This window comes from Psychromonas marina, from assembly GCF_030161115.1.
Lineage (GTDB): Bacteria > Pseudomonadota > Gammaproteobacteria > Enterobacterales > Psychromonadaceae > Psychromonas > Psychromonas marina.
Genome location: NZ_BSPQ01000026.1, coordinates 19,332 through 45,043, shown reverse-complemented (window position 1 = coordinate 45,043; position 25,712 = coordinate 19,332). Strand labels below are relative to the sequence as shown.

The following is a 25,712-nucleotide window of genomic DNA, read 5'->3' as shown; positions in this document are numbered from 1 at the left end:
ATTAAATCACCTCTCTTTGCTCTACTTTTTGCTGCTCTACCTTTTGACGCGCTTGCCATTTACTGTGCGCTAACGGGGCATAGCGAGAATAGATATCCGCTAAACTTACATCAATTGCGTGGTATGCATAATCAATAACAACTCGAATATTTTCCTGCGCTAATGCTTCACTCGGCGGTGTCCCAATACGGCAACAGAGTACTAAATCAACCCCATGCAACGCCTTGATGGTGGTCTGTAAATTCGTTTCATTCGTTTCTATACTTTGCTCGTGATTATCACCGCTGCAATAACGTGTTATGCGTCGCTCACCAATAAAATGGTGTTGATTTTTAGTCACCAGATAAAGTTTAAAGCAGTCTGCATGTCCAAAGTGTAGGTCTATCTGTTCACTGTTTTTGGTTGCTACAGCTACCACTAAAGAGGCCTCTGTTTCTGATACCCCTTTACTGATCACTGCAGATTGAAAGCGACAGCGTCCGGCCATGGTTTGTGTGTAATCTTCAGGCTCAGGGTTAATATCTTCAATGCTAAACTCGGCACTGCGGTCTTCCTCAAGCATGCCCACCGCATCGGCGCGACATTGTTGGCAGTGTTTCATCTGGCTGACATTGCCGCCAGCAAGTTCACGTACCTCATCAAGCTCAGTTGTTAATGGCTCTCGTTGGCCAACTAAACCAAAAAATGTGCCGTGTTCAGGTTTGCTGATTAGGGGCATAATATTATGTAAAAACACCTTATTACGTCTTAATTCACGGCTCAGTTCTGGTAAGTGCCCATCATTGATGCCGGGAATCATCACTGAGTTTACCTTGGTTAATATACCCTCTTTAGCGAGGGCGGCGATGCCTTCCATCTGGCGCTGAATTAATATCCTGCCCGCTTCAACTCCTTCGTAACGCCTCCCCTCAAAATAGATCCACTTATAAATTTGTGCTGCAATCACCTCATCAAGGGTGTTGATGGTCACGGTCACATGATCCACACCGAGTTTAAGCAGTTCATCGACATGGTCAACGAGGGTTAATCCATTGGTGGAGATGCATAGTTTTATATCTGGCATCGCTGCACGTATTAACGCTAATGTTTCCATCGTACGTACTGGATTAGCTAAGGGATCGCCTGGGCCGGCAATGCCGATCACCGAGAGTTGTGGAATCGCTTTGGCAACCGCTTGTGCTTTTAATAGTGCCTGCTTAGGGGTTAATAACTCAGAAACAACACCGGGTCGCGATTCGTTTGCGCAGTCATATTTGCGATTACAGTAATTGCATTGAATATTACAGGCGGGGGCAACGGGTAGGTGCATCCGCGCATATTTATGATGAGCATCATTTGAATAGCAGGGATGATTGATTACTTTTTGTTTGACGCCTGCTGGAGTGGCATCAGCGCGACGCTCTTTGCTCAAGTTTATATTGGAGGTTAATGTATCGCTTTCACATTTCGATTTACAGCTAGGGCGAGTTGCTGCTTTTGTTGTATCGCTATTATTATCCATAATTACCTACCTAAGTTGCTTATCCATAACCTGTCTAAAACAAGTAGCCTATTTAACTTTTAACTATTAATACCGTTGTTTTGCAATCTCTATACCAGATGGAAGTTTGCAGGTAACGCATTGATAATTAGCTAATTGTTTTTTATGGCGATTACTTTAAATAGGTGCAATTGGTGGTATAGAAGACAATTGTCGCAAAATTCACATCGTTGTTATTTCCCTCGCTTTTTTTATTTCTGTGTATTAGATCCGACAAAGCCCACAATTTTATTGCGACATATGTAGGTGAAAAGTTGACATAAACCTGTAACTAAATGAAATAAAATGATTTTTTGTTTGGTCTAAGTTTTGCAACAACCTCTACTACAGGGTGTAAATCAAGATAAAACAGGAAGTGAGGTGCTTATGTGGAACTATTCAGAAACGGTTAAAGATCATTTTTTCAATCCTAGAAATGCCAAAGCGTTGGAAGATGCTAATGCTGTTGGTGACGTGGGCTCTATCAGCTGTGGTGATGCATTACGCCTTACGCTAAAGGTTAATGAACAGACAGAGGTGATTGAAGATGCCGGTTTTCAAACCTTTGGCTGTGGTAGTGCCATCGCTTCCTCTTCAGCATTAACTGAGTTAATCATCGGTAAAACGGTCACTGAAGCAGAGCAACTCAGTAACCAACAGATTGTTGATTACCTTGGTGGATTACCGGCAGAGAAGATGCACTGTTCAGTAATGGGACAGGAAGCATTGGAAGCGGCGATTGCTAACTATCGTGGAATTGAGCTAGTAGATGATGATCATGAAGAGGGAAAACTGATCTGTCGCTGTTTTGCTGTCGATGAGGGCAAGATTTTCCGCGCGGTGCAAAAACATGGTTTAAGCACCATTGAGGATGTTATCAATTACACCAAAGCGGGTGGAGCATGTACCAGTTGTCATGAAAAAATTGAGATGGTGATCGATGAAGTGGTTGCAGGGAAAGGGCCACAATCAGCTACAGCGGGAGAAGATTCGGCACGAGTACAACCGATCTCCTCATTACCACCTACCAACCCATTAATGCAAAAAGTGCTGGAAATATTAAGTAATCTCAGACCCTATCTGCAAGCGGATGGTGGTGATGTAAGTTTGGTGAAAGCCAGTGAGAATCTAATCGTAGTAAGTTTATCAGGTGCTTGTACCGGGTGCATGATGACGGATATGACACTGGGCTGGTTGCAGGAGCAATTTAGTGAAGCACTCGGATTTGCGATTCCTGTGGTGAACCATATACCAGAGCCAGTAGCAGAATCAGCGTAACAGACAGTACAACAATTTAACTTGGTGCGTGAGACCAAGTGGGAGTATAAACGATGAAAAAAAATATCTACTTAGACAACAATGCAACCACCAAGGTTGACTCAATGGCCGTCGAAGCGATGATGCCGCTGTTTACAAAGCAGTTTGGTAACCCTTCATCCATTCATAGTTTTGGTGATCAAGTCGGCGCAAAATTAAAAGTGGCACGCCGACAGGTTGCCGACTTAGTGGGCGCATTGCACGACAGTGAGATTATCTTCACCTCCTGTGCGACAGAGTCGACCACCACTGCGATCTATTCCGCTTTAAAGGTGAATAAAGACAAAAAGGAGATCATCACCACTACGGTTGAGCATCCCGCCACATTGGATGTATGCGAACAACTCGAGCGTGAGGGGTATATTATCCACCGTTTAAAAGTGAATAAAAAAGGACAATTAGATTTAAAAAAATACGCCGGAGTGTTATCTGAAAATACCGCATTAGTGACGGTGATGTGGGCGAACAATGAAACTGGCACACTATTTCCTATTGAAGATATGGCATTGATGGCCAGTGAAAAAGGAGTTTTATTTCATACTGATGCGGTGCAGGCCGTCGGTAAGATCCCGCTTGATATCCAAGACACTGAAATTGATATGCTGTCCTTTTCTGGTCATAAATTACATGCCCCAAAAGGGATCGGTGCTTTATATGTGCGCCGTGGAGTGCGTTATCGCCCCTTGTTACGTGGTGGTCATCAAGAGCGTGGCCGTCGTGCAGGCACAGAGAATAGTGCTGCTATCGTGGCCTTTGGTGTCGCTGCCGAACAGGCTGAATTGCATCTCGATACTCTATCCGGAAAAGTAAAAGCGTTGCGTGACAAACTGGAGCAGGGCATTTTATCTCAAGTAGGTCATACCTTTGTCACCGGAGATCCTGATAATCGTGTCGCTAATACCGCTAATATCGCCTTTGAATATGTTGAGGGGGAAGCGATTTTGATGCTGCTAAACCAATTTGGTATTGCGGCATCCAGTGGCAGTGCGTGTACCTCTGGTTCGCTTGAACCTTCACACGTGATGCAAGCGATGCAGATCCCTTTCACCGCGGCACATGGCACCATTCGTTTCTCACTTTCTCGCTATACCACAGAGAAAGATATCGATTATGTCATTAGTGTTGTCCCTGAAATTATTGACAAATTACGCAGTTTTTCACCCTACTGGAAAGATGGCAAACCGCTTGATATTGAAGCCTTTGAGCCAGCTGCATAAAGGAGATGGCAATGGTGATCATAAACGATACAACCCTCAGAGATGGGGAACAAACCCCCGGTGTCGCTTTTACCCGTCGCGAGAAAGTAGTCTTAGCAGAGATGCTCTTTCAAGCGGGTATTACCCACCTTGAAGTTGGCATTCCAGCAATGGGAGATGAGGAATGTTTAACCATTGCAGCCATTCGTAAAGCCCTTCCTGAGGCGACATTGATGGCGTGGTGTCGTGCTAATAAAAGTGAAATTAAACGAACCGCCGAGTTGCAGCTAGATTGGGTGGATATCTCAATTCCTAGTTCCAAACAGATGATTGAGCATAAATTAAAGTCGAGCGTGGACAAGTTATTAGCCAATATGTTGGATTGCATCCGTTATGCGGTTTCGTTAGGGCTGCAGGTGTGCATCGGTTGTGAGGATGCTTCGCGCGCAGAACTCGACTTTTTAGCTGATATTGGTGCATTAGGTTCTCTTGCAGGTGCGCAGCGTTTACGTTATGCGGATACCTTAGGGTTACTAGAGCCGTTTATGGTTTATAAGCAGATTAAGCAACTAAGTTCTGAGCAACCTTTGCCGATTGAGATCCATTGTCATGATGACCTAGGCCTGGCGACGGCTAATACCTTAGCCGCCATCAAAGCGGGAGCGAGTTATGCAAATACCACCGCTATCGGATTGGGTGAGCGTGCAGGCAATGCGCCTTTAGAGGAAGTAGCTATCGCTTTATATCAATGTTATCAGCAAGATACTGGGATTAATTTAACGGCATTACCTGCGCTTTGCCAAGCGGTATCGCTGGCAGCAGGGCGACCCGTTGCACAGCAAAAAAGTTTAGTTGGCGAGCAGGTCTTTACCCATGAATCGGGGATCCATGTTGATGGTTTAGTAAAAGATGTTCGTAACTATCAAGGGGTGGACCCACAGCTGTTAGGACGATCTCATCGCTTGGTATTAGGCAAGCATTCGGGGATTGGTGCGGTGCAAGCGGTGTTTGCACGAATAGGTATCTCATTAGATAAGATACAAACCGATAAGCTTTTAATTGCGGTGCAGGCCTTTGCGATTGATCGTAAGCGTAATCCATCCGATATAGAGTTACTTCGCCTCAGTGATCAAGTTTTAGGATCATTTTAACTAATAATAGGAAGTTTGTTATGGACGCAAAGTTTGATTATGGCGAGAAAGTACGCGTCATCAAAAATATAAGGAATGATGGCACCTTTATGGGCAGCAATCGTGGTGCGCTATTAATTCGCCGTGGTAATGAGGGGTACATCAAAGGGGTAGGCAAGTTTCTGCAAGATCAGGTTATCTACCAAGTACACTTTATGGAACAGGGCTGTACTGTCGGTTGTCGTGAAACGGAACTCAGTGATTTATCGAGTCCCTGGATAGATAGAAAGTTTGAGCGTGGTGATAGTGTGGTTGTACGACAAACCTTATCAAGTTCGGGAGAGGTGGTTGTCAGTGTCGGGCAGCGTGGGACTATTTTAGGGTTAGAGAGTAATCAAAAACCTTTTTATTATCGTGTCTCATTTAAGGAGGTAGATAGCGAAGATGTTAACTCTTGGGTGATTCCTGAAACGGTTTTATTATTAGCACAAAGTGATCCACTATTAACTGGGCAGGTGCTCACAAGGAGTACACAATGCTAGTAGAAAAAACACCTAAGTGTGAGGTAAACCTAAAGTATCAGCTAATTAAATTAGCCTGGAGTCTCTACCAGAGTACATCAGAAGCACTTGATTCCTTAACTTTAATCAAAGTAGAGCAGCAAGCAAAGGTTGCACAAAAAATAATGGTGTTAGTATTAGCGAGTGAAGAGGCTAAAACCGAACGGGTCAAAGATCAGGAGGTTCATTTTTTATTTGAACAGCTTCAGCAACAGTTCGATAGCAGAGAAAGTTTTCAGCTATCGCTACAGCAGCAAGGTTTAACCGAGTTTCAATTACAGCAGGCCATTTATCAGGATTTGCTTTGTGAAAAGACCCTTGCGACTCAAAGCCAAGGTTACCCAAAGGTAAGTGAAGCGGAAGCTTTAGCTTATTATCAGGACAATAAACAACGGTTTTCACAACCTGAACGACGTAAGGTCAGCCATATATTGATCACTATTAATGATCAATATGCAGAAAATAAACGTCAAAAAGCGTTAGCGAAGATTGAGAAGTTAGGTAACCATTTACAGCAACACATTGCAGAGTTTGCCAATATAGCTCTACAACATTCAGAGTGCCCAACTTCGCTTCATAAAGGGTTTATTGGTGAGGTTTCACGTGGGCAGTTATACCCTGAATTAGATAATGTGTTGTTTACTATGCAAGCCAATTGCATCAGTTCAGTGATTGAAACTGAGATAGGCTTTCATCTTCTGTTATGCCATGAAGTAACTGCTGCAGGCGAGATGCAACAGGCGCAAGCATTAAAAGAGATCACTCGCCAGCTTAATTCTTTTCGTCAGAAAAAACAGGAGAAAAAATGGTTATCGAGTTTACTCTCATCAGCTCCAGCATTGTTGCAATAAAAATAAGCCCCTACTTGTAAACGTTCGAATAGGGGCTTTTATAAAGCGCTAAGTTTTTAGTAACTTATGCACCACCTGGTTCGCCAGTAAATTCAACTAACAGATCCTCATCGGTCACAATCATCTGACAAGCTAAACGATGTTTCGGCGGCATATCTCCAACAGAGGCACGCTGTGCATCTTGCTTGGTTAATTTACCGATGTTTTTAAGCCCTTCTCGCTCTTTGTCGGTTAGCATCGCTCCTTTAATATGCTCACCATCTAAGTGAGTGACCTCTACTAAACAAGAACCACAGCGACCATCTTCACATTCATGAGGGATTTTAATCTCATTCTCTTTTGCTAGTCCAAGTAGTGCGTCGCGTTTGCCAGCGACGGCCGATACTTTTTTGTTCTTACGCATAATTGGCGATGAAAAATATACAGTAGCCATACAAATATCCTTATGTTGAGGGGGATTACTAAATAGCAATGGAGAGTCCTTTTTCACCCGTGAAAGCGTGGTTAGTATGGAGCTCTCTATTGATATATTTAGAATCAGTAATAGTAATGAAAGCAATTAATTTTAACGTTTCAAATTAAATAAATTGCTCCTAGATGAACTGCAATTCATACGCCATAAAGTAGCGAAAATACAATCAATATAAGATGTGGTTTTTTAAAGAGATAGATGTTTTTAATTCATAAAAACAGTGGGTTATGTGTTTTCAGGGAAAGGGCGGGAGAAGATTGCTATTTAACTGCTTACTCTTTTATAGCAGTATTGAGGTGATGTAAGGGGCGCAGAGCGGAAAGCTGATAAAGTGTCTTGTTTATAACAATTTTGTAATACAGGACAAAGGCTCGAGAGGAGCCTTAGCACTGGTAAATAAAATTGTTGTTAACAACATTGTTGCTCAATTTTATACAGTAGTGATAGCGCTTGTTGGTCTTCACAACTGTTGAAATACTCATACAGCGTATTGGTTTGGTGGCCAATAAAGTTTAAATTATCATGTTTAAACTGCACCTGTTGTTGACGTTTCTGTGCAAAATAGCGCTGCCACTTAGCTTCTCCATTCGCCGCATTGAGATGTTTGTCGAGCATACCTATTAATCGGTCTGCATTACCATCGCAGCCAATACCTAAAAAGCTAATATAGCGATCCTCTGCGAGATCGTTGTTTGATTGTTCACTGCCTGCCATTATTTACTCCTCTCTTTTTTGGTTTATTATCTGATTAATTAAGCAAAGCACTGCGCATAGGAACGACACTCAGTACAACTGGGTGCTTTACATAGGTAATCGCCACCTTGCTCACAAAGTTGTTTATAGAAAAAACGCTTCCAACGCATATTGTTACTGTTAAGTGCATATAACTCAGGAAAGTTATATTGGATAAGCTTCCCTAATTGTGCACGATCGGATAGGCCAAGGCTCTCCCAGAGATGAAATTGAGTAAGGCATGCGGTCGCGACAATAATGGCCATCAGCGCTGAAGAGGGATCATTTTTATTACCATATTCAGAGAGTAACAATATTAATTCATTACGTTCCTGCTCCTTGAATGAAAATAGCTCAGTGCAAAATTCAGCACGTTCACGGATAAATGCCCAATCTTCGTTATACCATTCGATCTCTTTATGCATCAAGTCCGCATCGTTAATCGCTTTTCTTAATGCTTGATAGTGCGCTTGGCTGAGCCCTAATCCGTGCGGTAAAACAATGTTGCCCGATAATTGTGCGCGTATTATCTGTTTGCAGTAAGCAAGGTTAAGACTGGTGTATTGATGCTTACGTTTTAGCTTTTTTGGAAAATAATTGATGAATGCTGATACAGGTTGTTGTTCGCAAATGTTATTCATAGTTAACCTCTTTAGTGTTGATACTTTGAAACACGAATCTGTTGTTTATAAAGCAATCAGTTATAAAATAACCACTGATTTTATCTGTGCCCAAATAGGGCTGCCTTGTCGTAAATTTAAGCGTTTAGTTGAGGCATAGGTTATCTGTGCTAAAAGGGTTTGATGTGCAGATATTTTGATGCAGATAATGCGCTCTCCCAGTGTGTCACTAGCTTCAATGTTAATCACAATCCCTGCTAAAACATTACCGATGGAACTATATTGGGCTGGAGTGAGGCATAAACTCACATCTTTAGCATTAATTCGACACCTCAATTTACTATTAACCGGTTTATCAATTTGTGGCACAGAGAGGCGCAAATTATCGATTGCTAACTCGGTCAAATAATCTTCAGGTTGGTGCGCATTCACCTTTGCAAAAAGCATGCTACTGCGCCCATCATAAAAGCGGGTGCCCACTTCGGCATCGAGCATCACCTGTGCTAATGCGCCACTTTTTAGTAGTCGGCCTTTGTCGATAATAGCAATGTGATCTGCCAAACGAGCGACTTCATCGGGAGAGTGGCTGACATAGATCATTGGAATTGAGAGCGCTTGTTGTAGGTTCTCTAAATAGGGTAGTATTTCGCTTTTTAAGCTGTGATCTAGTGCTGACAGAGGTTCATCCATTAGCAGCAACTTTGGCGAGGTCAGCAGTGCACGGGCGATTGCAACGCGTTGACGCTCCCCTCCTGAGAGTGATGCTGGTGGGCGATCTAACAGGGCATTGAGGCTAAGGATGTCACAGATATGGTCAATATCAACGTTACGTTTATTGGGGGCGATACGTTGTCGTCCGAAGTTCAGGTTGTCGCGCACATTAAGGTGTTTAAATAAACTCGCCTCCTGAAAAACATAGCCAATCTCTCGTTGATAGGGGGGGACAAAAATATCCTTTTCTGAATCTTGCCAAACCTCATCGGCAATAGAAAAATAGCTGTTAGGTAGTTTTTCTAACCCAGCCATCGCGCGTAGGCAGGAGGTTTTTCCTGAGCCTGAGGGGCCAAACAGTGCACTCACCCCTTGCCCTGGCAGTGATAGTTTTATATCAAGGTTAAAGTCGCCGTGATCCACCTGAAAGTGAGCATTAATTCTACTCATAGGTATTGCTCTGTTAATGCTTTATTTGTTGTCACGCTATTGTTGTTGGTTACTTTTTTGTTTCTGCTGGCTTGATAGTTGATGCAGTAGATAAGTAGCAAACCGATGAATGAAACCAACATCATCGTGCCCGCTAACCAATGCGCTTGTTGGTACTCCATCGCTTCGACATGGTTATAAATTTCAATCGACAAGACGCGCGTTTCTCCGGGAATATTACCGCCAATCATCAGCACCACGCCAAACTCACCGATGGTATGACAGAAGCCCATAATAGCGGCGCTGAAAAAGCCCGGTTTGGCAAGGGGAAATGCCACCTGCCAGAAAGTAGCAATAGGGCCTGCGCGGAGTGTTGCCGCGACCTCTAAGGGGCGTTTGCCAATCGCTTCAAAAGCATTTTGTAACGGTTGCACAACAAAGGGTAGGGTATGTAGGGCACAGGCAATTGCCACCCCAGTAAAGGTGAACGCTAAGCTGCCGAAGCCGATATATTCTGCGAATTGGCCAATGCCACCATTAGGGCTAAGAAGCAGTAACAGATAAAAACCTAATACCGTTGGCGGTAAGACCATAGGCAAAGTGCATAAACTGCCGATAAGCGGTTTTAATCGTGATGTTGTTTGCGATAACCACCACGCCAGGGGCGTAGCGATGAGCAGTAGGATGAACGTCACGATAAGTGCTAGCTTGAGGGTTAACCAGATCACCGATAAATCAGCCATTAAACATCTACCTCGTAACCAAATGAGTGAATGATTTTTAAGGCATCTGCCGTTTTTAAATATGTTAAGAATGCAATGGCAACAGGATTGCTTTTACCCTTGTTTAGTAGAACAACATCCTGTTGAATCGGTTGATAGAGATCACTGGGAATTATCCAAGCGGATCCTTCGTTTATCTCACCGCCTCGTGTGACCTGCGAAAGAGCAATAATGCCCTGTTTAATGCTGCTACTACTGACATATTGAAAAGCCTGACCAATACTCTGACCAAACACTATTTTTTCTTGTAACTGTTCATATATGCCAAGGCTTTTTAATACGTTTAGCGCCTCCTCTCCATAGGGGGCGACTTTAGGATTGGCTATCGCTAAACGTTTTAAATGAGGTGAAATAAGCCGTTTTCCTTGATTATCAACTACGTTAGGATCACTAGACCAGAGCACCAATTTACCCTTAGCGTAGGTATATTGACTACCTTTAACGGCCAATCTATTTTCAACCAACTTTGAAGCGCGTTGTTGGTCTGCTGATAAAAAAATTTCAAAGGGAGCACCATTACTAATCTGCGCATACAGTTTGCCGCTTGATCCGACTGCAATATTAACTTTATCGCCACTTTGATACTCAAAGTCTCTAGCAAGGGCCTGTAATGGTCTAAAAAAATTACCCGCAACCGCAATGTTAACCTCTCCGGCAAAAGTCAAACTACAGCTTAGTAATAGGCTACTAGCCATTAATATTTTTAACTTTTTCATAAATAATCCAGATAAAATTATTCAACTGTTTAATTAATTTGTTATACCCATAGCTGCTATCCCCCATCACCGCTAAAGACATGGGGGGGAAGCGTTACAATCACAATCCTAATTCAGGCTTGATGATTGCTAACCATTGCGTTAGCCGTTCTTCAGTTAATGCTGACTGGTTATCTAAATCAAGTACCAGCCCCACAAACTCATCACCGTCTAATGCAGTTGAGCTATTAAATTCATAACCACTGTTTGGCCAGCGTCCTACTAAGGTTGCGCCAGTCGCAGAAAAAATATCGTAAAGCTCGCCAAGTGCATCAACAAACTCATCGGGGTAACCCTCTTGATCGCCTAGCCCATAAAGTGCAATGGTTTTACCGCTAAAGTCAGCACTTTCAAGGTTGTCTGCAATCTCTTCCCAACTTTCACTTTCACAATCAACGGATAATCCTGGTAGTTGTCCCTCACCCAATGTCGGTGTACCAATAATAAGGTTATCAAAGGCTAAGAGATCATCGATGCTGCAGCGGTTAATATTGATTGGTTTCGCTACTTCATCACAGTCGAGTGCCTTATAAATCTGTTTTGCTATCTTGCGTGTTTTACCGGTATCAGTACCGAAAATAATGCCTGTTTTAGCCATGTTGATGCTCCTTTCAGTGTTAGTTTTATCGCTAAATTGTTTCTCTAATAACGTAATAAACATATTGCACAAAACATGCCTGAAAGGATAAAAATGAAATTAACTTAAGGTGTTGATTTTATTGTGTTGTGTTGCTTTGTTCGGTTGTTTTTATTGTTTGAAACAGAACAATAAAGGGCCATTTTGTAGGATCTCACAAAGGAGGTGGGTTAATGAATGTTGATAGGGGGAAGGTTGCTCGTTTTTGTCGCTAAAAAAATTGCTCTGTGTACAAGTGGCCTTGCTTGTACACATTCACTAATTAAAGCTCAACACCATTTTTATTAATGGTGATCTGTTTGAATGGCATTTTACGCTTCGCTGATTTTTGCGCCTTTTCTATTAGTTGTGCCAAACCGCCACAGCAGGGAACCTCCATTCTGAGTATGGTCAAACTATTGATCTGTCCAAATTTGAGTAATAAGTTCAATTTTTCCAGATAACTCTCCTGATTATTGTCGAGTTTAGGACAGGCGATAATTAGTTTTTTACCCGCGAGGTATTTTGAGTGAAAATTCGCTGCGGCAAATGCACTGCAGTCCGCAGCGAGTAGTAGATCTGCCTTGTTGAAATTGAGGCTGGTGGGATTGATTAGGTGTAACTGTATCGGCCAACCACTCAGTTCACTCTCCTGCTCGTTCGCAGTCTGGTTGGTTGTTGTTAACGGTGCTGTTGATACGCTGCTAATATCTTCTTTATCTGTGCATTTTGGAACTGCAATGTTTTGCTCATTTAATAGGGTGACTGCAGTAATGTAATATTCAAGTTCATTATGATCTAATAGATGTTGAAGGTGTGCTTGAATCACTTTATCGCCACCTTTAATAATATTTACCATCACTTGGCGCTCATCATAGGCAACTGCTTCTCGCTGTATCACCTGCATTGCACCAGTCGGACACTCACCTAAGCAGGCGCCGAGACCATCACACATCAAATCGCTGATAAGGTGTGCCTTATTATCTATAATTTGTAGCGCTCCCTCATGGCAAGCAGGGATACAATCACCGCAGCCGTTACACCGTTGTTTATCTATCTCTATAATATCGCGTAACATATTTTCACCTTTAATCCTTTAATCATCGTCATTGTCAATATCGTGGACAATAGCGGGTAGGTAAACCTCAACGCGATCTCCCTCCTCTACTGCTTGGCTTTTTTTGCAGGCTTTTCCAAACACACCTATTTTTAATTTATTAATATCCAATGCTGGAAATTCGCTTAATAAGCGCGATTGTTGGATCGCTTGCTCTACTGTGAGCTCATTGTCTGACTCAAGCTCTTGCCAAAAACTGGCACTGCCTGCGGCATGCGCTACGCTGAATTTCATCATCTAGTCTCCTGTTTTTATAATGCTTCATTATGTTGATTCAGTCCGATGTTGTTATTCAACGCTGCAGTGACTGCTCTCTTTCACCTTAGCTTTATCTAATAGACGTTTCCCCGCTAGCAAAACACCGAGCATGATAAATCCACCTGAGGGCAGGACAACCAATAACATACCGCGATAATCAGGGATCAGGGTTAACTCAATCATTGAAAAACTATCACCGAGTAACAAACTTGCATTCGCAAACAGCGTTCCGCTACCTACAACTTCACGAAATCCCCCCAACACCACCAAAGCAAATGTGAAACCAAGGCCAGTTGTAAAGCCATCAAAGACGGCGGGAAACCAGGGGTTTTTGGATGCGTAGGATTCAGCACGTCCTAAAATGGCACAGTTAGTCACAATCAGCGGAATAAACAGCCCCAGTACCTTGTGCAATTCATGCAACCAAGCGTTCATTGCTAAATCTGCGATAGTAACTAATGCTGCAATCAATAGAATAAAAATAGGAATACGTACTTGTGGCGTTAATAACGGACGGATCAGCGATATAAGTAAGCTAGATAAGATCATCACCGCGGTAGTGATTAACCCTAAGCCTAGGCCATTAGTCGCACCACTGGTTACAGCTAATAGCGGGCAGAGTGCTAGCATCTGTGCAAAAACAACGTTATTAACCCACAGGTTATTATTAAAAATTTCTTTATAGTTATAGCTCTGCATAATAACTCCTCTGTTTTCTGTATTCGGTTAAATCAACCAACGCATCTTTTATAATATGCTCACTGTGTTGTGTTTCTAAAGGTGAAGAGCTTGCTTGAGGATCTGTTTGCTGTTCAAGAAAAAACGCACGGTTATCCTGAAACAGTTGCAGTGTTTTGTGCACCCCTTTGACGACTGCTCTTGGGGTGATGGTTGCGCCAGTAAAGGCGTCAAACTCGCCTCCATCCTTTTTTACCGCCCAGCCCGTTAAATCGGGAAGGGTCAGTGATAAACCTGCAAAGCTGAGTATCCAGTCTGATTTTGCAAGTTCAATTTTATCGCCTAAGCCCGGCGTTTCAGTATGGCTGAGTACACGTACGCCACTCAGTGAACCATCAGCCTTAATCGCCACTAACAGAGAGATCTCACCTGAGTAACCTGATGTGCTGGTAAATATGATGATTGCACTGACCTTTTGTTGCATACGTGCACGGTAAAATAGATAGCTTTGTCCCTCGAACTCCTCTTGGTAGCGCTGATCTAAAGGTTGATTATCGTATGCCTCAACGGGTAATACTTGGTTAAGTAGTTTACTGAGATCTTCACGCTGTCGATCAGCAATCGGTTGCGCTGTTAACTGGTGGGTGATCAGCAATAGACTACAAACCAGCAGTGAAACTACGCCCATCAATAACGCAGGATAAGCATGGGTCTTTTTTATTTTCTCGCTGATAATGCTCATTTGCTCTCTCCATAGGTTCTCTGTTTGGTAACACTCTCAATCAAAGGACTCACTGCGTTCATTAGTAGGATGGCAAAAGCCGCGCCCTCAGGGTAAGCGCCAAAAATACGGATTAAAAAGATCAACGCACCACAACCTAAGCCGTACAATATTCGTCCCTTTGGCGTGGTGGGACTAGTAACTGGATCGGTGGCAATAAACAATGCCGCTAACAATAGCCCACCACTTGCCAGTTGTGCGATGGGCGTTAACACCGTCTCTGGAGATAAACCCCATGCGATGGTTGAGGGCAGCAAACAACCGACTAATAAAGCAACCGAGATACGCCAGTCGATCACCCCTTTGTAAGCCATCCATATTCCACCGATTAACAATAAAACAGGTGATTCACCTAAACTGCCGGGGTTAATCCCCAATAGCAGTGGAAATAACTGCATATCAATCACAGCGCTACCGGTTTCCATCACTGAACCTAGGGTGGTTGCGCCAGTAAAACCGTCGATTAGCTCATTGAGTCCAGAAAAAGCGGGTAATACTGGGGTGGGTGATGGCCAGTCGGTCATCTCAACGGGAAATGAGATAAGCAGTACTACACGCGCTAACATTGCGGGATTAAAAAGGTTTTGTCCTAATCCGCCATAAACCTGTTTACCAAAAATAACTGCAATCGCAGCACCTAGCGCACCGAGATACCAAGGGAAATGCGGTGGTAGACTCATCACGAGTAACAGGATGGTCACGATAGCGCTGCTATCCATTAAGTTACCGATCGGTTTATCCTGACATTTTTGGCAAAGCCATTCGGTAATTAAACCACTGCTCAATGACGCAATTACTAATATCAATGCTTGCTCACCAAACAGGTATAACCCAAAAACTAATGCTGGAAGCAAGGCTAAAATAACCTGGCGCATCAGGCGACTTACGGTCATACCGGAATGCACATGGGGGGCGCTTAATAATAATGTAGGCATAAATTAGGACTCCTGCTTAGCGGTTTTAGGGACTCTTGGGCTACGTTGAGGTCGCGTTCCACCTGCGGCTCTAGCAGCTTTCTTCGCCGCTTTTTCGGCGGCTTTTTTAATCGCCTCTTGCTCAAGTCGTCGCGTCCGTTGTTGGTTTAAACGACGTGCGAGTTGCGCTTTTTGCTGCATCTTTTTCTGGCGTCCGATCTCGGTTGTTGCGTAGGAAAAATATTGGGTCAATGGCAGAGAAGCTGGGCAGATAAAGGCACAGGAACCGCAAAGTAGGCAGCTATTCAATCCCTGTTTTTGCGCTGCTTCTAAATCATCATTGGCAATCAATTCCGCCATCGCATTGGGTAATAAACCCATTGGGCAGGCAGCAACACAGCGTCCGCAACTCACGCAGGGGCTACTGGTTGTTTGCGGTAATTCATCCTCGTTAAGAAATAGAATGCCACTGGTGCCTTTCATGATTGGGCTATGCATATTAGTGATGGTATGTCCCATCATCGGACCACCAACAACAATACGCGCCGCACTTAACTTCAAACCACCACAGGTAGCAACCAGTTCTGATATCAAGGTGCCGATGGGCGCTTCGATATTCATCGGCTGCTCAAGTGCTCCTCCACTCAAGGTCACCACGCGTTGAGTCATCGCATTACCAAAACGCAGTGCATTATAGATAGCGGCACAGGTCGCTACATTTTGTACAAATACACCAACATCGGTAGAGCGTTTGCCCTTGGGAACCTCTACCTTGCATAGTGCTTGAATAAACTGTTTTGCAGATCCCATTGGGTAATGGGTGGGTAGCGTTTGTACCTCGATATTGTCATCTTCGCTGGTGGCATCGATTAAAGCTTGTAGCGCCAGTGGCTTATTATCCTCAACGCCAATAATTGCCTTTTTAGCCGCACAAGCCTCTAGTAGATAGCGTACGCCACCGACCACTTGCACGCACTGTTCCTGCATAACTAAGTCATCACAGGTTAAGTAGGGCTCACATTCACAGCCATTAATGAGCAGGGTATCAATCTCTTTATTGAGGGTAGAGCGCAGTTTTGTTGCGGCTGGAAATATTGCCCCGCCCATCCCCACAATGCCCGCATCGGCGATAATATCGATCAACTCCGCTCGGCTTTGGTAGTGATGATGAAGTTTTATATAATTGTTATTAGGCTCGCTATCACAGAGTAGTTGCACCATCGTCTGCTTACCCCCACCGGGGATCGCCGCAACATGCTCTGCAATACTTTCAATTGTACCGGAGTATGGCGCGTGGATATTCGCACTACCACCTTGACCTGTTGCGATCATCTGCCCTGCAGTGACTTTATCTCCCACCTGTATTACCGCTTTGGCTGGTGCGCCAGAGTGTTGTTTAAGTGAAAGAAATAGACGCTTGGGGGGAGCTAATTTCACAATTGCATTATTATTGCTTAACTTTTTTTGTCCGTTGGGGTGAACACCGCCCTTAATCAATCTCTTAGAGAAAAGCATCTGTCTACCTCCTATTAATGTAATTCTGGTTTAGGCCAAGCCCAACCATTGCTAAAGATAGGATCTGTTTTATAGGCAAAGGCATCCTGCGGGCAGACCGACACACACATACCACAACCGGTACAGATATCGCTTAATACACCATGAAGTTGTTTATTGGCACCGACAATCGCATCAAAGGGGCATTTCTTAAAACAGCGTGTGCAGCCATCGCATCGCTCAGGATCAATCTCTACCACTTGAGGAAGGCTTTTCGTTTCAGCATCATTACTCAGGGGAACGTTAAGCAGTTTCGATAGCTTTTGTGCCAGTGCTTGTCCGCCAGGGGGACAGCAATCGGGGCCTAATTTTCCCTCACTCATCGCAATCGCAGCTTGTCCACAACCGGGTAATCCACATTGACCACACTGACCATTAGGCAAGAGCTCATTTATTGAATCTACGATAGGGTCTTGCGCTACCGCAAAAAAACGCGCTGCTATGCTCAGTGCAAACCCCATCGCTGTTGCTAGAAGAGGGAGACTTAATATCGCTACAATATCCATGGTTAACTCCTTTAAGCTAATCCGGCAAAGCCAGAAAACGCCATTGCTAATATGCCTGCGGTAATAAAACCAATCGGTGCACCTTCCATCGTCTCGGGAATACGACATAGGGTCATACGCTCCCTCAGCCCTGAAAAAATAACAATCACAATGGTAAAGCCCAGTGCGGATCCAAAGCCGTAAAGTATCGCTTCTAGAAAATCTAACTGTTCACGAATCGTCAGTAGCGCAACACCGAGTACCGCACAGTTGGTGGTAATTAAAGGCAGGAAAATACCGAGTACCTTATGCAGTTCGGGGCTTTGGTAAGCGACCATCATTTCGGTTAATTGCACTAATACCGCGATCACCAAAATAAAGCTCAGCAAGCGTAAAAAACCTAACCCTAAAGGAACTAATAGATAGTGCTCTAGTATCCAGCCAACCGCACAGGAAAGAGTAAGTACAAAGGTTGTCGCTAAACCCATTCCAAAGGCAGAGCTGACCTTGTTTGACACCCCCATAAAAGGGCATAACCCTAAAAATTGTGCGAGTACCACATTGTTTACCAAGCTGGTGGTTAGCAGTAGTAATAGGTATTGACTCATCTTCTTCTCCTTCATACTCCGGGCTTAACGACAACCTGAGGTTAACTTTTTGCTTTTACCTATTTATCAATGGCTAATACTTTTTATGATTGATAAATATATTTCTGATAAAGCTATTGCGATAAATATGCCAATTAAAAGTTGCTTAATAAATGCACAGTAATGAGGCAGTTTTGTAAATAATCGCACCTAAACAGCGCGTTGAATTTTTGTTGGGTGGGGATTCGGTGATGTAAACCTAATGGTTGTTTGTTTTAGATCATTTGTTGATTTAATTAAGTGGCATTTGAAGTAGGTAGTCCCTTATTTGGTATATTAATTGCCTTATTAATAGTGTGGTCATCCTTGAGCGTATCGGCTGATGTAGTTAAGACAAATTGTGGGTTTTACGACAGCAAACTTACGCTCTCATATATTTTTAAACTCACCAATCCTCTATTAATGGATTAATAGGACTTTGTATGGAAGAGTCAATTGATACTTCACAACAGGTTTTTAACGCTGAACGTCAGTTAAATGCATTGCATCGAATCAGCGTTATTTTAAGTCAATCATTAAATATGGAAGAGACACTTCAGCAGATGTTGTGTTGCTTACATGAGATGGCGGGAATGCAGTTTGGCATGGTGACGCTTTATAATGATGAGCGCCAAGCGATGCTAGTACAAGCGTTACACGGTGCTAATCCTGAGGTGATACGTGATGCCTCAAAAATAAGATACCGCATTAATGAAGGTATCTTAGGTAATGTGCAAGCACGGGGCGAATCGCAGGTGATTGCTAAAGTTTCCCAAGATCCGCGTTTTTTAGATCGCCTTAGTCTCTATGATTATGATCTGCCACTTATCTGTGTCCCTCTTGGCAGTCGCTCCAACCCTAAAGGGGTGCTTGCTGCTCAGCCAATGAATAGTAATTTAAATGAACTCTCTGCACGTACGCGCTTTTTAGAGATGGTCGCTAATTTAATTCTTAATTCACTGCAGCTATCAACACGCGTGCAACAAGAGAAACAAGAGCTACAAAATCACAATGAGGTGTTACAGCTTAAAGCGACTCAACCTCCTAAGGCGAATATGCAGCCGGGTGTCGATTTTATGGTCGGACATACAGCAGCGATGCAGCAGATATTTGAAGCGGTTAAATTGGTGGCAAAATTTGATACCACGGTATTGGTCCGAGGTGAAAGTGGTACGGGTAAGGAGTTAATTGCCACCTCAATTGCTGCTAATTCGCCACGTGCTAATGCGCCCTTTATTAAACTTAACTGTGCTGCGCTGCCTGATAATTTATTGGAAAGTGAACTATTTGGACATGAAAAAGGCGCCTTTACTGGTGCGGTTAAAATGCGCAAAGGACGCTTTGAGTTAGCCGATGGCGGCACGTTATTTCTGGATGAGATTGGGGAGATCAGCGCCAGCTTTCAAGCTAAGCTACTTCGCGTGCTACAAGAAGGCGAGTTTGAGCGAGTCGGTGGGCACACCACTATTAAGGTAGACGTACGTATTGTTGCTGCGACAAACAGGCCCTTAGAGTTGGATGTGCGCAGTGGTGATTTTCGTGAAGATCTCTACTACCGTTTGAATGTGATGCCGATCCATCTGCCTGCGCTACGCGATAAATTGGCCGACCTACCCGATTTAGCGCGTTTTTTAATAAATAAAATTGCCAAGCGCCAGCGTCGCACCCTAAGAATAAGTGAGGGTGCCATTCGTCTGTTAATGGGGCACAACTGGCCGGGTAATATCAGGGAGTTGGAAAACTGCTTGGAGCGTGCGGCAGTGATGAGTGAATCGGGTTTGATTGATCGTGATGTAGTGATGCTCAATCAATCAAGTATGCAGCTCAATAGCGCTGTACAGCCTGAAATGAACCAAGCGGTGGCGCAACCTATGGTGGCCTCTATCAGTGAGAGTGCAGAAGATGAACGCCAACGAGTGATTAATGCCTTGGAACAATCGGGCTGGGTACAAGCAAAAGCCGCACGTTTGTTAGGCATGAGTCCAAGACAGATCGCTTACCGCATTCAGACCATGAATATCCATGTAAGACGGATTTAGGTTGCTGTTATCTCAATGACTCAAAAGCTTGAGTCTGATTGCTTGAGAAACTCGCACTCTTCAGGTGTTGATACTCGTCCTAAAATAGCATTTCGGTGTGGATAGCGGCCAAAGTGATCGATTATCACTTTGTGTTTGTGCTCAAATTCTAAGTTATGTAGGTTATCTAAAGACTCAAACAGTTTGACGGCTTCAGCATGGATTAATTTAGATTCGCTATGCATAAATGGCAGGTAGAAAAAGCTACGCTGTGTTGCAGGTAACTCTGTGTCAAAGCCTTTGGATATTGCAAATTGGGCGAGCGCTAAGCCTAATGGATCGCAGGCGAAAGATTCTGGTTTATCGCGATAGATGTTACGTGAGAATTGGTCGAGAATGATGACTTCAGCAAGGCTGCCTAATGCGCTTTGACGCCACTCAAAAAGCTCGCTAGCTTTTGCTTGTTGATGCAATGCAGCAAATCGTTTTTGGATCATTGCATCAAGCGCGAGATCTTTTTGCCACCACTGAGCTGGTTCAAGCTCGTTGAACCAAAAGTCGATGATCTTTTTATGCATTCTTACTCTCCATTTGAGCTTGGAAGTTTTGTTGTAACTTTAATTGCTTGTTAAATTTCAATGTCAGGATGTAACTCTCGTAATTTCTCATCAGTAACACCAAAAACTGAAAAAGGATTAATCCCCATCGAAAACTCAGTACCATAAAATGGTTTTAATTCATATTCTCTGTTCTGTGAATATTCAACATTATCAGTAATGCTCATTAAATTAATAATTCGATTCATCTGCTCTAATTCCGATATGGCATTATCCGCAGTAGACAACATAAATGGGATTTGGGGGGCTACCCCGAGCAACTGTAAATTCATGTGATTAGTTGCCCAATCGTTATTTCTTTTCGCGACAATTAATGAGTTAGAAGTTGACCTTATGATGTCAAAGTTAATTTTTACCGCATCACCTTTTGATAGTTTGTGGAGTTGCTGTTTAGGGGGAGGTATTTCCATACCTTTAGGCATATAAATATTTTCAATAAATGAACAAGCAACAAAACATTTTTTTGGACTCAGAGGGTAATATATGGCCGTTGTTGGATTATTGAGAAAGCCTGTCATATAAATAGGGTTGTCAGTTCGCACAAAGTAATCATCCTCAGCAGCTTCAAGAATTATCCAATTTCGATTTGCAATATACTTGTTATCATCACACCACTGGCAACCAATAATTTCATCTTTATATGATTTATCACCACCGTTCAATTCTTCTAACTTTCCCCTATATTTAAAATAACTTGGAGTCCTTACTGCTTGAGAAATAATAAACTGTCCCCATTTCATTCTTTCATTCGGAGATAACAACTCATTCAATAACAGCTTTTTATAAAGTAGGCTGGCTTGATTTTCTAATTCAATATCAAGCTTATCTTCAATAGATTGTGAATATAAATTATATTTAAACCCCCATGCCGTTTTACCTTTATCCTTATGCGCTTCAACAACACATTGTCTATTCTCGCAAAAGTAATAATAACTGTAATGCCAACCTTCCTCTTTGCTCGTCCAATTTTGATTGGCAAAAGTAGGGCTAAAATGATTCTTATTAGTTGGATTCTTCATAACCCCGCCTGAAATATAACAGTATAGATAAGTAAAACTATTCCATATTTTGTGGCAATAATGAAATAGAGCTTATTATTAAAACTGATTTAATAATACTCCGCTAAAACAGTGGATCAATAGCTTAGCTTCATTGTTTGTTATTTGAACAAGCTAAATGTAGGGAAATTGGCAAAGAAAATGAAATCATTAAGAGTGATACCTTGTTCGTCTGCGCTCATCCAGTCGGTAATTAAACCTATTAGGCAGTGGTTTCGCCTTGTCGGCGACATTACTTTCTTTCAACAGCAAAAGAAAGTAAGCAAAGAATGCCGTTCCGAAACGTTTTTTTATCTTGCCAAATAAATCCCTTTATAACGCACCAGTTCGGACCGCACATCCCTGTGCGGAGCCGAACTTAGCAACGACATCCATGTCGTTACTTGCTAAAGGAATTGATTTATCAAGAAAAACGTAAACGGAATCCTTATGTGTACGCATTTATGTTATTTCTAAATGAGGGGGGGGGTATGTAGGGGAAAATAGAAAACAATGCGTACACAGGATCCCCTTCCATTTTCTTGTTAAGGCATGATTGCTTAGCAAGCCCCGACAGGGAGGTCGGGGCTAAGCTCGCTTCAGCACAGGGATGTGCTGTACGAGCTGTTGCGTTATAAGTAATCATGACGTGCAAGATAAAAAATGGTTGGGGCAGCCTTTCTTTTGGTTCCGTTTTCTTTGGCTGTTCAAAGAAAATGAACTCGCCAAAGGCGAAACACCCACAACCAAAAGGTAAAAACTGTTTACGTATTTAGTGAGTACATTTTAAATAGTGAGGCTCTTGTTTGTTGTTGTGCCAAGGGCGGAATACCTTGTTCTTCTGCGCTCATCCAGTCGGTAATTAAGCTTATTAGGCAGTGGTTTCGCCTCTCGGCGAGTCACTTTTTCTCAACAGCAAGATAAAGTAACCAAAAAGTGCCGTTGCGATACATTTTTTAATCTGCTAAAAAGTATCACTTCTTAACGCACCGCGGCTGCATGCACATCTATGTGCATGCAACCGCTAATGAAAGTCAAAGGGGACGCTGAGCTTAGCCCGCTCATAGATCTGAACTGTCGTTCAATTCGCTCCATAATTTCCTTTGCTAAAGTGATCCTTTCTATCAGAAAAATGTGACGGAATCTCTGTGTGTACGCTTTTATGCTAATTTCCCTCAGGCATTAGCCGAAACAAATACACTACTTCCTCGAAAAGTGACCATTGCGGTTAACAGAGACCTCTTTTTATTTTCTTGCTAAGGCATGACTGCTTAGCAAGGGTAGGCAGCGAATTATGCGACAGCATAGTGATATGAGCAGTCGGCTAAGCTCAGTCAGCACATGGATGTGCTGTACGAGCTGGTGCGTTATAAGCAATCAGGGCGTGCAAATCAGAAAATAATTAGGGCAGCCTTTCTTTTGGTTCCGTTTTCTTTGGCTGTTCAAAGAAAATGAACTCGCCAAAGGCGAAACACCCACAACCAAAAGGTAATATCTGTTTACGTATTTATGAGTTAATAGATTTTATGTAGTGATTCATTGTTTGTTATGGCAAGTGATACTTAGCCTCTTGGAGAGTAAATGATGATAAACCGAAACACAGTTTTGCAGTTCGATGGAGTCATTCCTATGAGCAGCAGCAATAAACAATTATGATTTAGGAAATAAGTATTACGATGAAGAAAAAAGAAAGGGACATCAGCAGCTTAAATTAGCGAACTAAATAATAAAACTCGCGTTGTCCCATTGTTGCCGTTACAAGCTTTGTGCGGCACTCACAAAACAACCCTTGGAGCAGGCTTTTGCGCAGGCGCCACAACCGATGCAGTTATCTGCATCAGCGAGTGCCATCACCATGCGTACATCATCATCGTAATCGCCCTCATCATCCTTATCGACCTCTATCTCTTCTGGGGCAAATACATCTCGGGTGCAGACGTTGTAGCAACGTCCACAACCGATACAGTTTGCCTGATCTAAACTATCTACAAATTCAGGCGTCCAACTTTGTCCTGATTTGGTTAATCCTGTTACAAATGCCATTTTTCTCTCCTTTTTTAATTAAAATTGCTTCCTGTGCAGAATCAGCCTATTCCCACTCGCTCTCTGCTAAATGGTTAAAATAATTTTCATCCTGCTTTTTGTTACGTTGCCTGCTCTGACGCTGAGCTATCGCCCCTGGCCAGTTTGCTTGAATCTGCGTTAATAGCTGTTCGATAGCTTCACGTTGTGGGTGAACCACTACGCGTGTCCCTTGTGCTAATAGTTGTTGGCGAACGGAGTTACCGCAGGCAAGGCTGTACACAGCAAAACAGTCGCTGAGTACCGCCAACCGCTGTACAATTTTTTGCTGGTTATGCCCCTGCACAGTTGCAAATTGAACGCTTTTTATATGTTTCCAGCTATCGGGAGATAGGCGGTAGATGGACAGTTGCTGACAACTACCAAAATGCTCATCCAGATCGCTTTCATTGCTGCTTGCAAAGGCGATATTGAGACGCTGTTGTTGCTGTTTAGGCATATTCAACTCCTGCCTCTATCTGGGTTAAATCTTGTTTCAGAGGAGAGTGATAAACGGGAATGCTGTGTACTTCATGGCGTAATAGATTAGACAGTTCAAACAGGGTGTTACGGATGCCGCTATAACCGATACTGTTTTTTGCAAAACAGCCAAACTGATCATGAATAGGGATACCGATACGCAGTAATGGCAAGTTCATCTTTTTGGCAATAGCGTTAACATGGGAGTTACCTAATAACAGATCTACATCTGCTTCCATCGCCAACTCTTGTAAGTCTTGTAGGTCGCCTATTTTTACCTGTTCAACGGGCAGTGAAGCAAGTTGTGGTTGGTTACAGGGGGCAATCAATACCGGTAATTTTATATTGATGGAGGCAAATAGGGCGGTGAAAGCGGTAAGGTGATCTGCCTCCATCGCTAATGCGGCACTTTTTCCACCCAGTTGGGTATGGGTATCGATTAGCGCATCACATAATTGACCGCGAGCGCGTTCAATATTGACTGGTACTTTGCGTCCGCTGAGTTCAGTTAAATATTTTATTAATCGATCTGTTTCTTCAAGGGTATGTAGGTGTGCAAAGGTTTCGGTGGGGATTTGAGTGCGCTCGATTAATAACTTAGCGGCTCGTTCTAAGGAACGACCAATGACAATGGTCGCTAATGCTTGACCGGCGGTTTTGATCTGCTCAACGGTTGCACCACCCTGCGATAACGCATTAAAGTCCTGTTTAGCTAGGTAACCATCAAGTGACAGACTGGCATCGGGTATCACAATTGGTGTCAGTCCAAACGCTTCTACATAACTTTTCAGCTGCTCAATATCGCCTGGGGTGAGCATATGGCTGACTAAAATATTGATCCGTTTTCGACGTGCGCTACTCGGTGCTTTGTTGGGTACTAGATGTGAAATCATAGCTTCCACCGCGGATGCATAACCACTCTCCAGTGAGCCATAAAAATCGGGGGTGTTAACCGGCACAATCGCGGTGTTTTTGAACTTGCTGTTTTCCTGTTTAAATAAACGTACCGATTGCTCGATATCTGCCCCTTGTGCTTCGGTTAAACCCGAGGTTAATAAACCGATCAACTTAGGGTGGTGTGTTTGTGCGATATTGGTGAATGCTTGCTTTAAGTTTTCATCGGACCCCATTACCGTGGAGATAGGATCCATTGCGGTAGATTGCATCGGAATCGGTTCATGAAAGTGCTGAATTAAAAACACCTTCGCAAAGGCGCTACAACCCTGGGCAGCATGCATCAGGGGCATCGCTTTATCCATGCCTAGAAAGGCTAGTGCTGCGCCGAGTGGTTGACCAACTTTTAGAGGTTGCTCTGCCAGTGGTTTTTTATTTGGAATTACCTGTGCCATATTGTTTTCCTCGCTTTATGGGAGAATGCGAAACGATTTAAATAGGT

28 protein-coding genes are annotated in these 25,712 nt (G+C 43.2%); 6 read left to right on the top strand and 22 right to left on the bottom strand.

Annotation, left to right across the window (positions count from 1 at the left end; genetic code table 11):
- Position 1: 1 nt before the first annotated feature.
- Positions 2-1,501 (bottom strand): nitrogenase cofactor biosynthesis protein NifB, encoded by a 1,500-nt coding sequence (gene nifB / locus QQK09_RS18370; RefSeq protein WP_284205644.1) that lies wholly within the window; start codon positions 1,499-1,501, stop codon positions 2-4.
- A 348-nt stretch (positions 1,502-1,849) separates the two neighbouring features.
- Between nifB and nifU the strand changes: the two genes are divergently transcribed.
- From nifU to nifM, 5 genes are read left to right on the top strand one after another with little or no spacing between them, the layout of a single operon-like run.
- On the top strand, positions 1,850-2,797 hold the full coding sequence (gene nifU, locus QQK09_RS18365) for a Fe-S cluster assembly protein NifU (protein WP_431312610.1): 948 nt from the start codon (positions 1,850-1,852) through the stop codon (positions 2,795-2,797).
- Positions 2,798-2,850: 53 nt separating this feature from the next.
- Positions 2,851-4,053 (top strand): cysteine desulfurase NifS, encoded by a 1,203-nt coding sequence (nifS, locus tag QQK09_RS18360; protein ID WP_284205643.1) that lies wholly within the window; start codon positions 2,851-2,853, stop codon positions 4,051-4,053.
- An 11-nt stretch (positions 4,054-4,064) separates the two neighbouring features.
- Entirely contained in the window at positions 4,065-5,183 is a 1,119-nt protein-coding gene (gene nifV, locus QQK09_RS18355; protein WP_284205642.1) for a homocitrate synthase, read from the top strand.
- Positions 5,184-5,203: 20 nt separating this feature from the next.
- Positions 5,204-5,704: a nitrogen fixation protein NifZ gene (locus QQK09_RS18350; protein ID WP_284205641.1), complete on the top strand. Its 501-nt coding sequence runs from the start codon at positions 5,204-5,206 to the stop codon at positions 5,702-5,704.
- Positions 5,698-6,573, top strand: coding sequence for a nitrogen fixation protein NifM (gene nifM, locus QQK09_RS18345; protein WP_284205640.1), 876 nt, complete (start codon positions 5,698-5,700; stop codon positions 6,571-6,573). Before QQK09_RS18350 ends, nifM begins: the two co-directional genes overlap by 7 nt.
- A 64-nt stretch (positions 6,574-6,637) precedes the next feature.
- Here nifM and QQK09_RS18340 read toward each other — a convergent pair whose 3' ends face one another.
- From QQK09_RS18340 to rsxA, 15 genes are all read right to left on the bottom strand, one after another.
- Positions 6,638-7,006: a 2Fe-2S iron-sulfur cluster-binding protein gene (locus QQK09_RS18340; protein WP_284205638.1), complete on the bottom strand. Its 369-nt coding sequence runs from the start codon at positions 7,004-7,006 to the stop codon at positions 6,638-6,640.
- A gap of 447 nt (positions 7,007-7,453) precedes the next feature.
- Positions 7,454-7,759: a N(2)-fixation sustaining protein CowN gene (cowN, locus tag QQK09_RS18335; RefSeq protein ID WP_284205637.1), complete on the bottom strand. Its 306-nt coding sequence runs from the start codon at positions 7,757-7,759 to the stop codon at positions 7,454-7,456.
- A gap of 38 nt (positions 7,760-7,797) precedes the next feature.
- The gene (locus QQK09_RS18330; RefSeq protein ID WP_284205636.1) at positions 7,798-8,418 is read right to left on the bottom strand and encodes a nitrogen fixation protein NifQ; all 621 of its coding nucleotides are present in this window, start codon (positions 8,416-8,418) and stop codon (positions 7,798-7,800) included.
- A 60-nt stretch (positions 8,419-8,478) separates the two neighbouring features.
- A complete protein-coding gene (gene modC, locus QQK09_RS18325) occupies positions 8,479-9,558 on the bottom strand; it encodes a molybdenum ABC transporter ATP-binding protein (protein WP_284205635.1) in 1,080 nt (359 codons plus the stop codon).
- Complete coding sequence (gene modB, locus QQK09_RS18320; RefSeq protein ID WP_284205634.1) at positions 9,555-10,280, bottom strand: molybdate ABC transporter permease subunit; 726 nt, start codon at positions 10,278-10,280, stop codon at positions 9,555-9,557. Before modB ends, modC begins: the two co-directional genes overlap by 4 nt.
- On the bottom strand, positions 10,280-11,035 hold the full coding sequence (gene modA / locus QQK09_RS18315; RefSeq protein ID WP_284205633.1) for a molybdate ABC transporter substrate-binding protein: 756 nt from the start codon (positions 11,033-11,035) through the stop codon (positions 10,280-10,282). Before modA ends, modB begins: the two co-directional genes overlap by 1 nt.
- 100 nt (positions 11,036-11,135) lie before the next feature.
- On the bottom strand, positions 11,136-11,672 hold the full coding sequence (locus QQK09_RS18310; RefSeq protein WP_284205632.1) for a flavodoxin: 537 nt from the start codon (positions 11,670-11,672) through the stop codon (positions 11,136-11,138).
- Between the two features lie 301 nt (positions 11,673-11,973).
- Entirely contained in the window at positions 11,974-12,768 is a 795-nt protein-coding gene (locus QQK09_RS18305; RefSeq protein ID WP_284205631.1) for an ATP-binding protein, read from the bottom strand.
- Between the two features lie 18 nt (positions 12,769-12,786).
- Positions 12,787-13,044: an RnfH family protein gene (locus QQK09_RS18300; protein WP_284205630.1), complete on the bottom strand. Its 258-nt coding sequence runs from the start codon at positions 13,042-13,044 to the stop codon at positions 12,787-12,789.
- A gap of 51 nt (positions 13,045-13,095) precedes the next feature.
- A complete protein-coding gene (locus QQK09_RS18295; protein WP_284205629.1) occupies positions 13,096-13,764 on the bottom strand; it encodes an electron transport complex subunit E in 669 nt (222 codons plus the stop codon).
- Positions 13,751-14,485, bottom strand: a complete 735-nt coding sequence (gene rsxG / locus QQK09_RS18290; protein WP_284205628.1) for an electron transport complex subunit RsxG — start codon at positions 14,483-14,485, stop codon at positions 13,751-13,753. The genes QQK09_RS18295 and rsxG overlap by 14 nt, the downstream gene beginning before the upstream one ends.
- Positions 14,482-15,459 carry an RnfABCDGE type electron transport complex subunit D gene (locus QQK09_RS18285; protein WP_284205627.1) on the bottom strand — a complete coding sequence of 326 codons (978 nt, stop codon included), beginning with the start codon at positions 15,457-15,459 and terminating at the stop codon, positions 14,482-14,484. The genes rsxG and QQK09_RS18285 overlap by 4 nt, the downstream gene beginning before the upstream one ends.
- Before the next feature lie 3 nt (positions 15,460-15,462).
- Positions 15,463-16,953, bottom strand: a complete 1,491-nt coding sequence (gene rsxC / locus QQK09_RS18280; RefSeq protein WP_284205626.1) for an electron transport complex subunit RsxC — start codon at positions 16,951-16,953, stop codon at positions 15,463-15,465.
- Positions 16,954-16,967: 14 nt separating this feature from the next.
- Positions 16,968-17,498: an RnfABCDGE type electron transport complex subunit B gene (locus QQK09_RS18275; protein WP_284205625.1), complete on the bottom strand. Its 531-nt coding sequence runs from the start codon at positions 17,496-17,498 to the stop codon at positions 16,968-16,970.
- An 11-nt stretch (positions 17,499-17,509) separates the two neighbouring features.
- Positions 17,510-18,085: an electron transport complex subunit RsxA gene (gene rsxA, locus QQK09_RS18270; RefSeq protein ID WP_284205624.1), complete on the bottom strand. Its 576-nt coding sequence runs from the start codon at positions 18,083-18,085 to the stop codon at positions 17,510-17,512.
- 461 nt (positions 18,086-18,546) lie between these two features.
- Between rsxA and nifA the strand changes: the two genes are divergently transcribed.
- Entirely contained in the window at positions 18,547-20,142 is a 1,596-nt protein-coding gene (nifA, locus tag QQK09_RS18265) for a nif-specific transcriptional activator NifA (RefSeq protein ID WP_284205623.1), read from the top strand.
- 20 nt (positions 20,143-20,162) lie between these two features.
- On the opposite strand, the gene QQK09_RS18260 is transcribed toward nifA, so the two are convergent.
- From QQK09_RS18260 to nifN, 6 genes are all read right to left on the bottom strand, one after another.
- Positions 20,163-20,699, bottom strand: a complete 537-nt coding sequence (locus QQK09_RS18260) for a DUF924 family protein (RefSeq protein ID WP_284205622.1) — start codon at positions 20,697-20,699, stop codon at positions 20,163-20,165.
- Positions 20,700-20,749: 50 nt separating this feature from the next.
- Positions 20,750-21,757: a DUF4238 domain-containing protein gene (locus QQK09_RS18255; protein WP_284205621.1), complete on the bottom strand. Its 1,008-nt coding sequence runs from the start codon at positions 21,755-21,757 to the stop codon at positions 20,750-20,752.
- A 351-nt stretch (positions 21,758-22,108) separates the two neighbouring features.
- Entirely contained in the window at positions 22,109-22,237 is a 129-nt protein-coding gene (locus tag QQK09_RS18250) for a hypothetical protein (protein WP_284205620.1), read from the bottom strand.
- Between the two features lie 1,293 nt (positions 22,238-23,530).
- Positions 23,531-23,818, bottom strand: a complete 288-nt coding sequence (fdxB, locus tag QQK09_RS18245; RefSeq protein WP_284205619.1) for a ferredoxin III, nif-specific — start codon at positions 23,816-23,818, stop codon at positions 23,531-23,533.
- A 46-nt stretch (positions 23,819-23,864) separates the two neighbouring features.
- On the bottom strand, positions 23,865-24,296 hold the full coding sequence (locus QQK09_RS18240) for a NifB/NifX family molybdenum-iron cluster-binding protein (RefSeq protein ID WP_284205618.1): 432 nt from the start codon (positions 24,294-24,296) through the stop codon (positions 23,865-23,867).
- Complete coding sequence (gene nifN, locus QQK09_RS18235; RefSeq protein ID WP_284205616.1) at positions 24,289-25,665, bottom strand: nitrogenase iron-molybdenum cofactor biosynthesis protein NifN; 1,377 nt, start codon at positions 25,663-25,665, stop codon at positions 24,289-24,291. Before nifN ends, QQK09_RS18240 begins: the two co-directional genes overlap by 8 nt.
- Between the last annotated feature and the right edge of the window lie 47 nt (positions 25,666-25,712).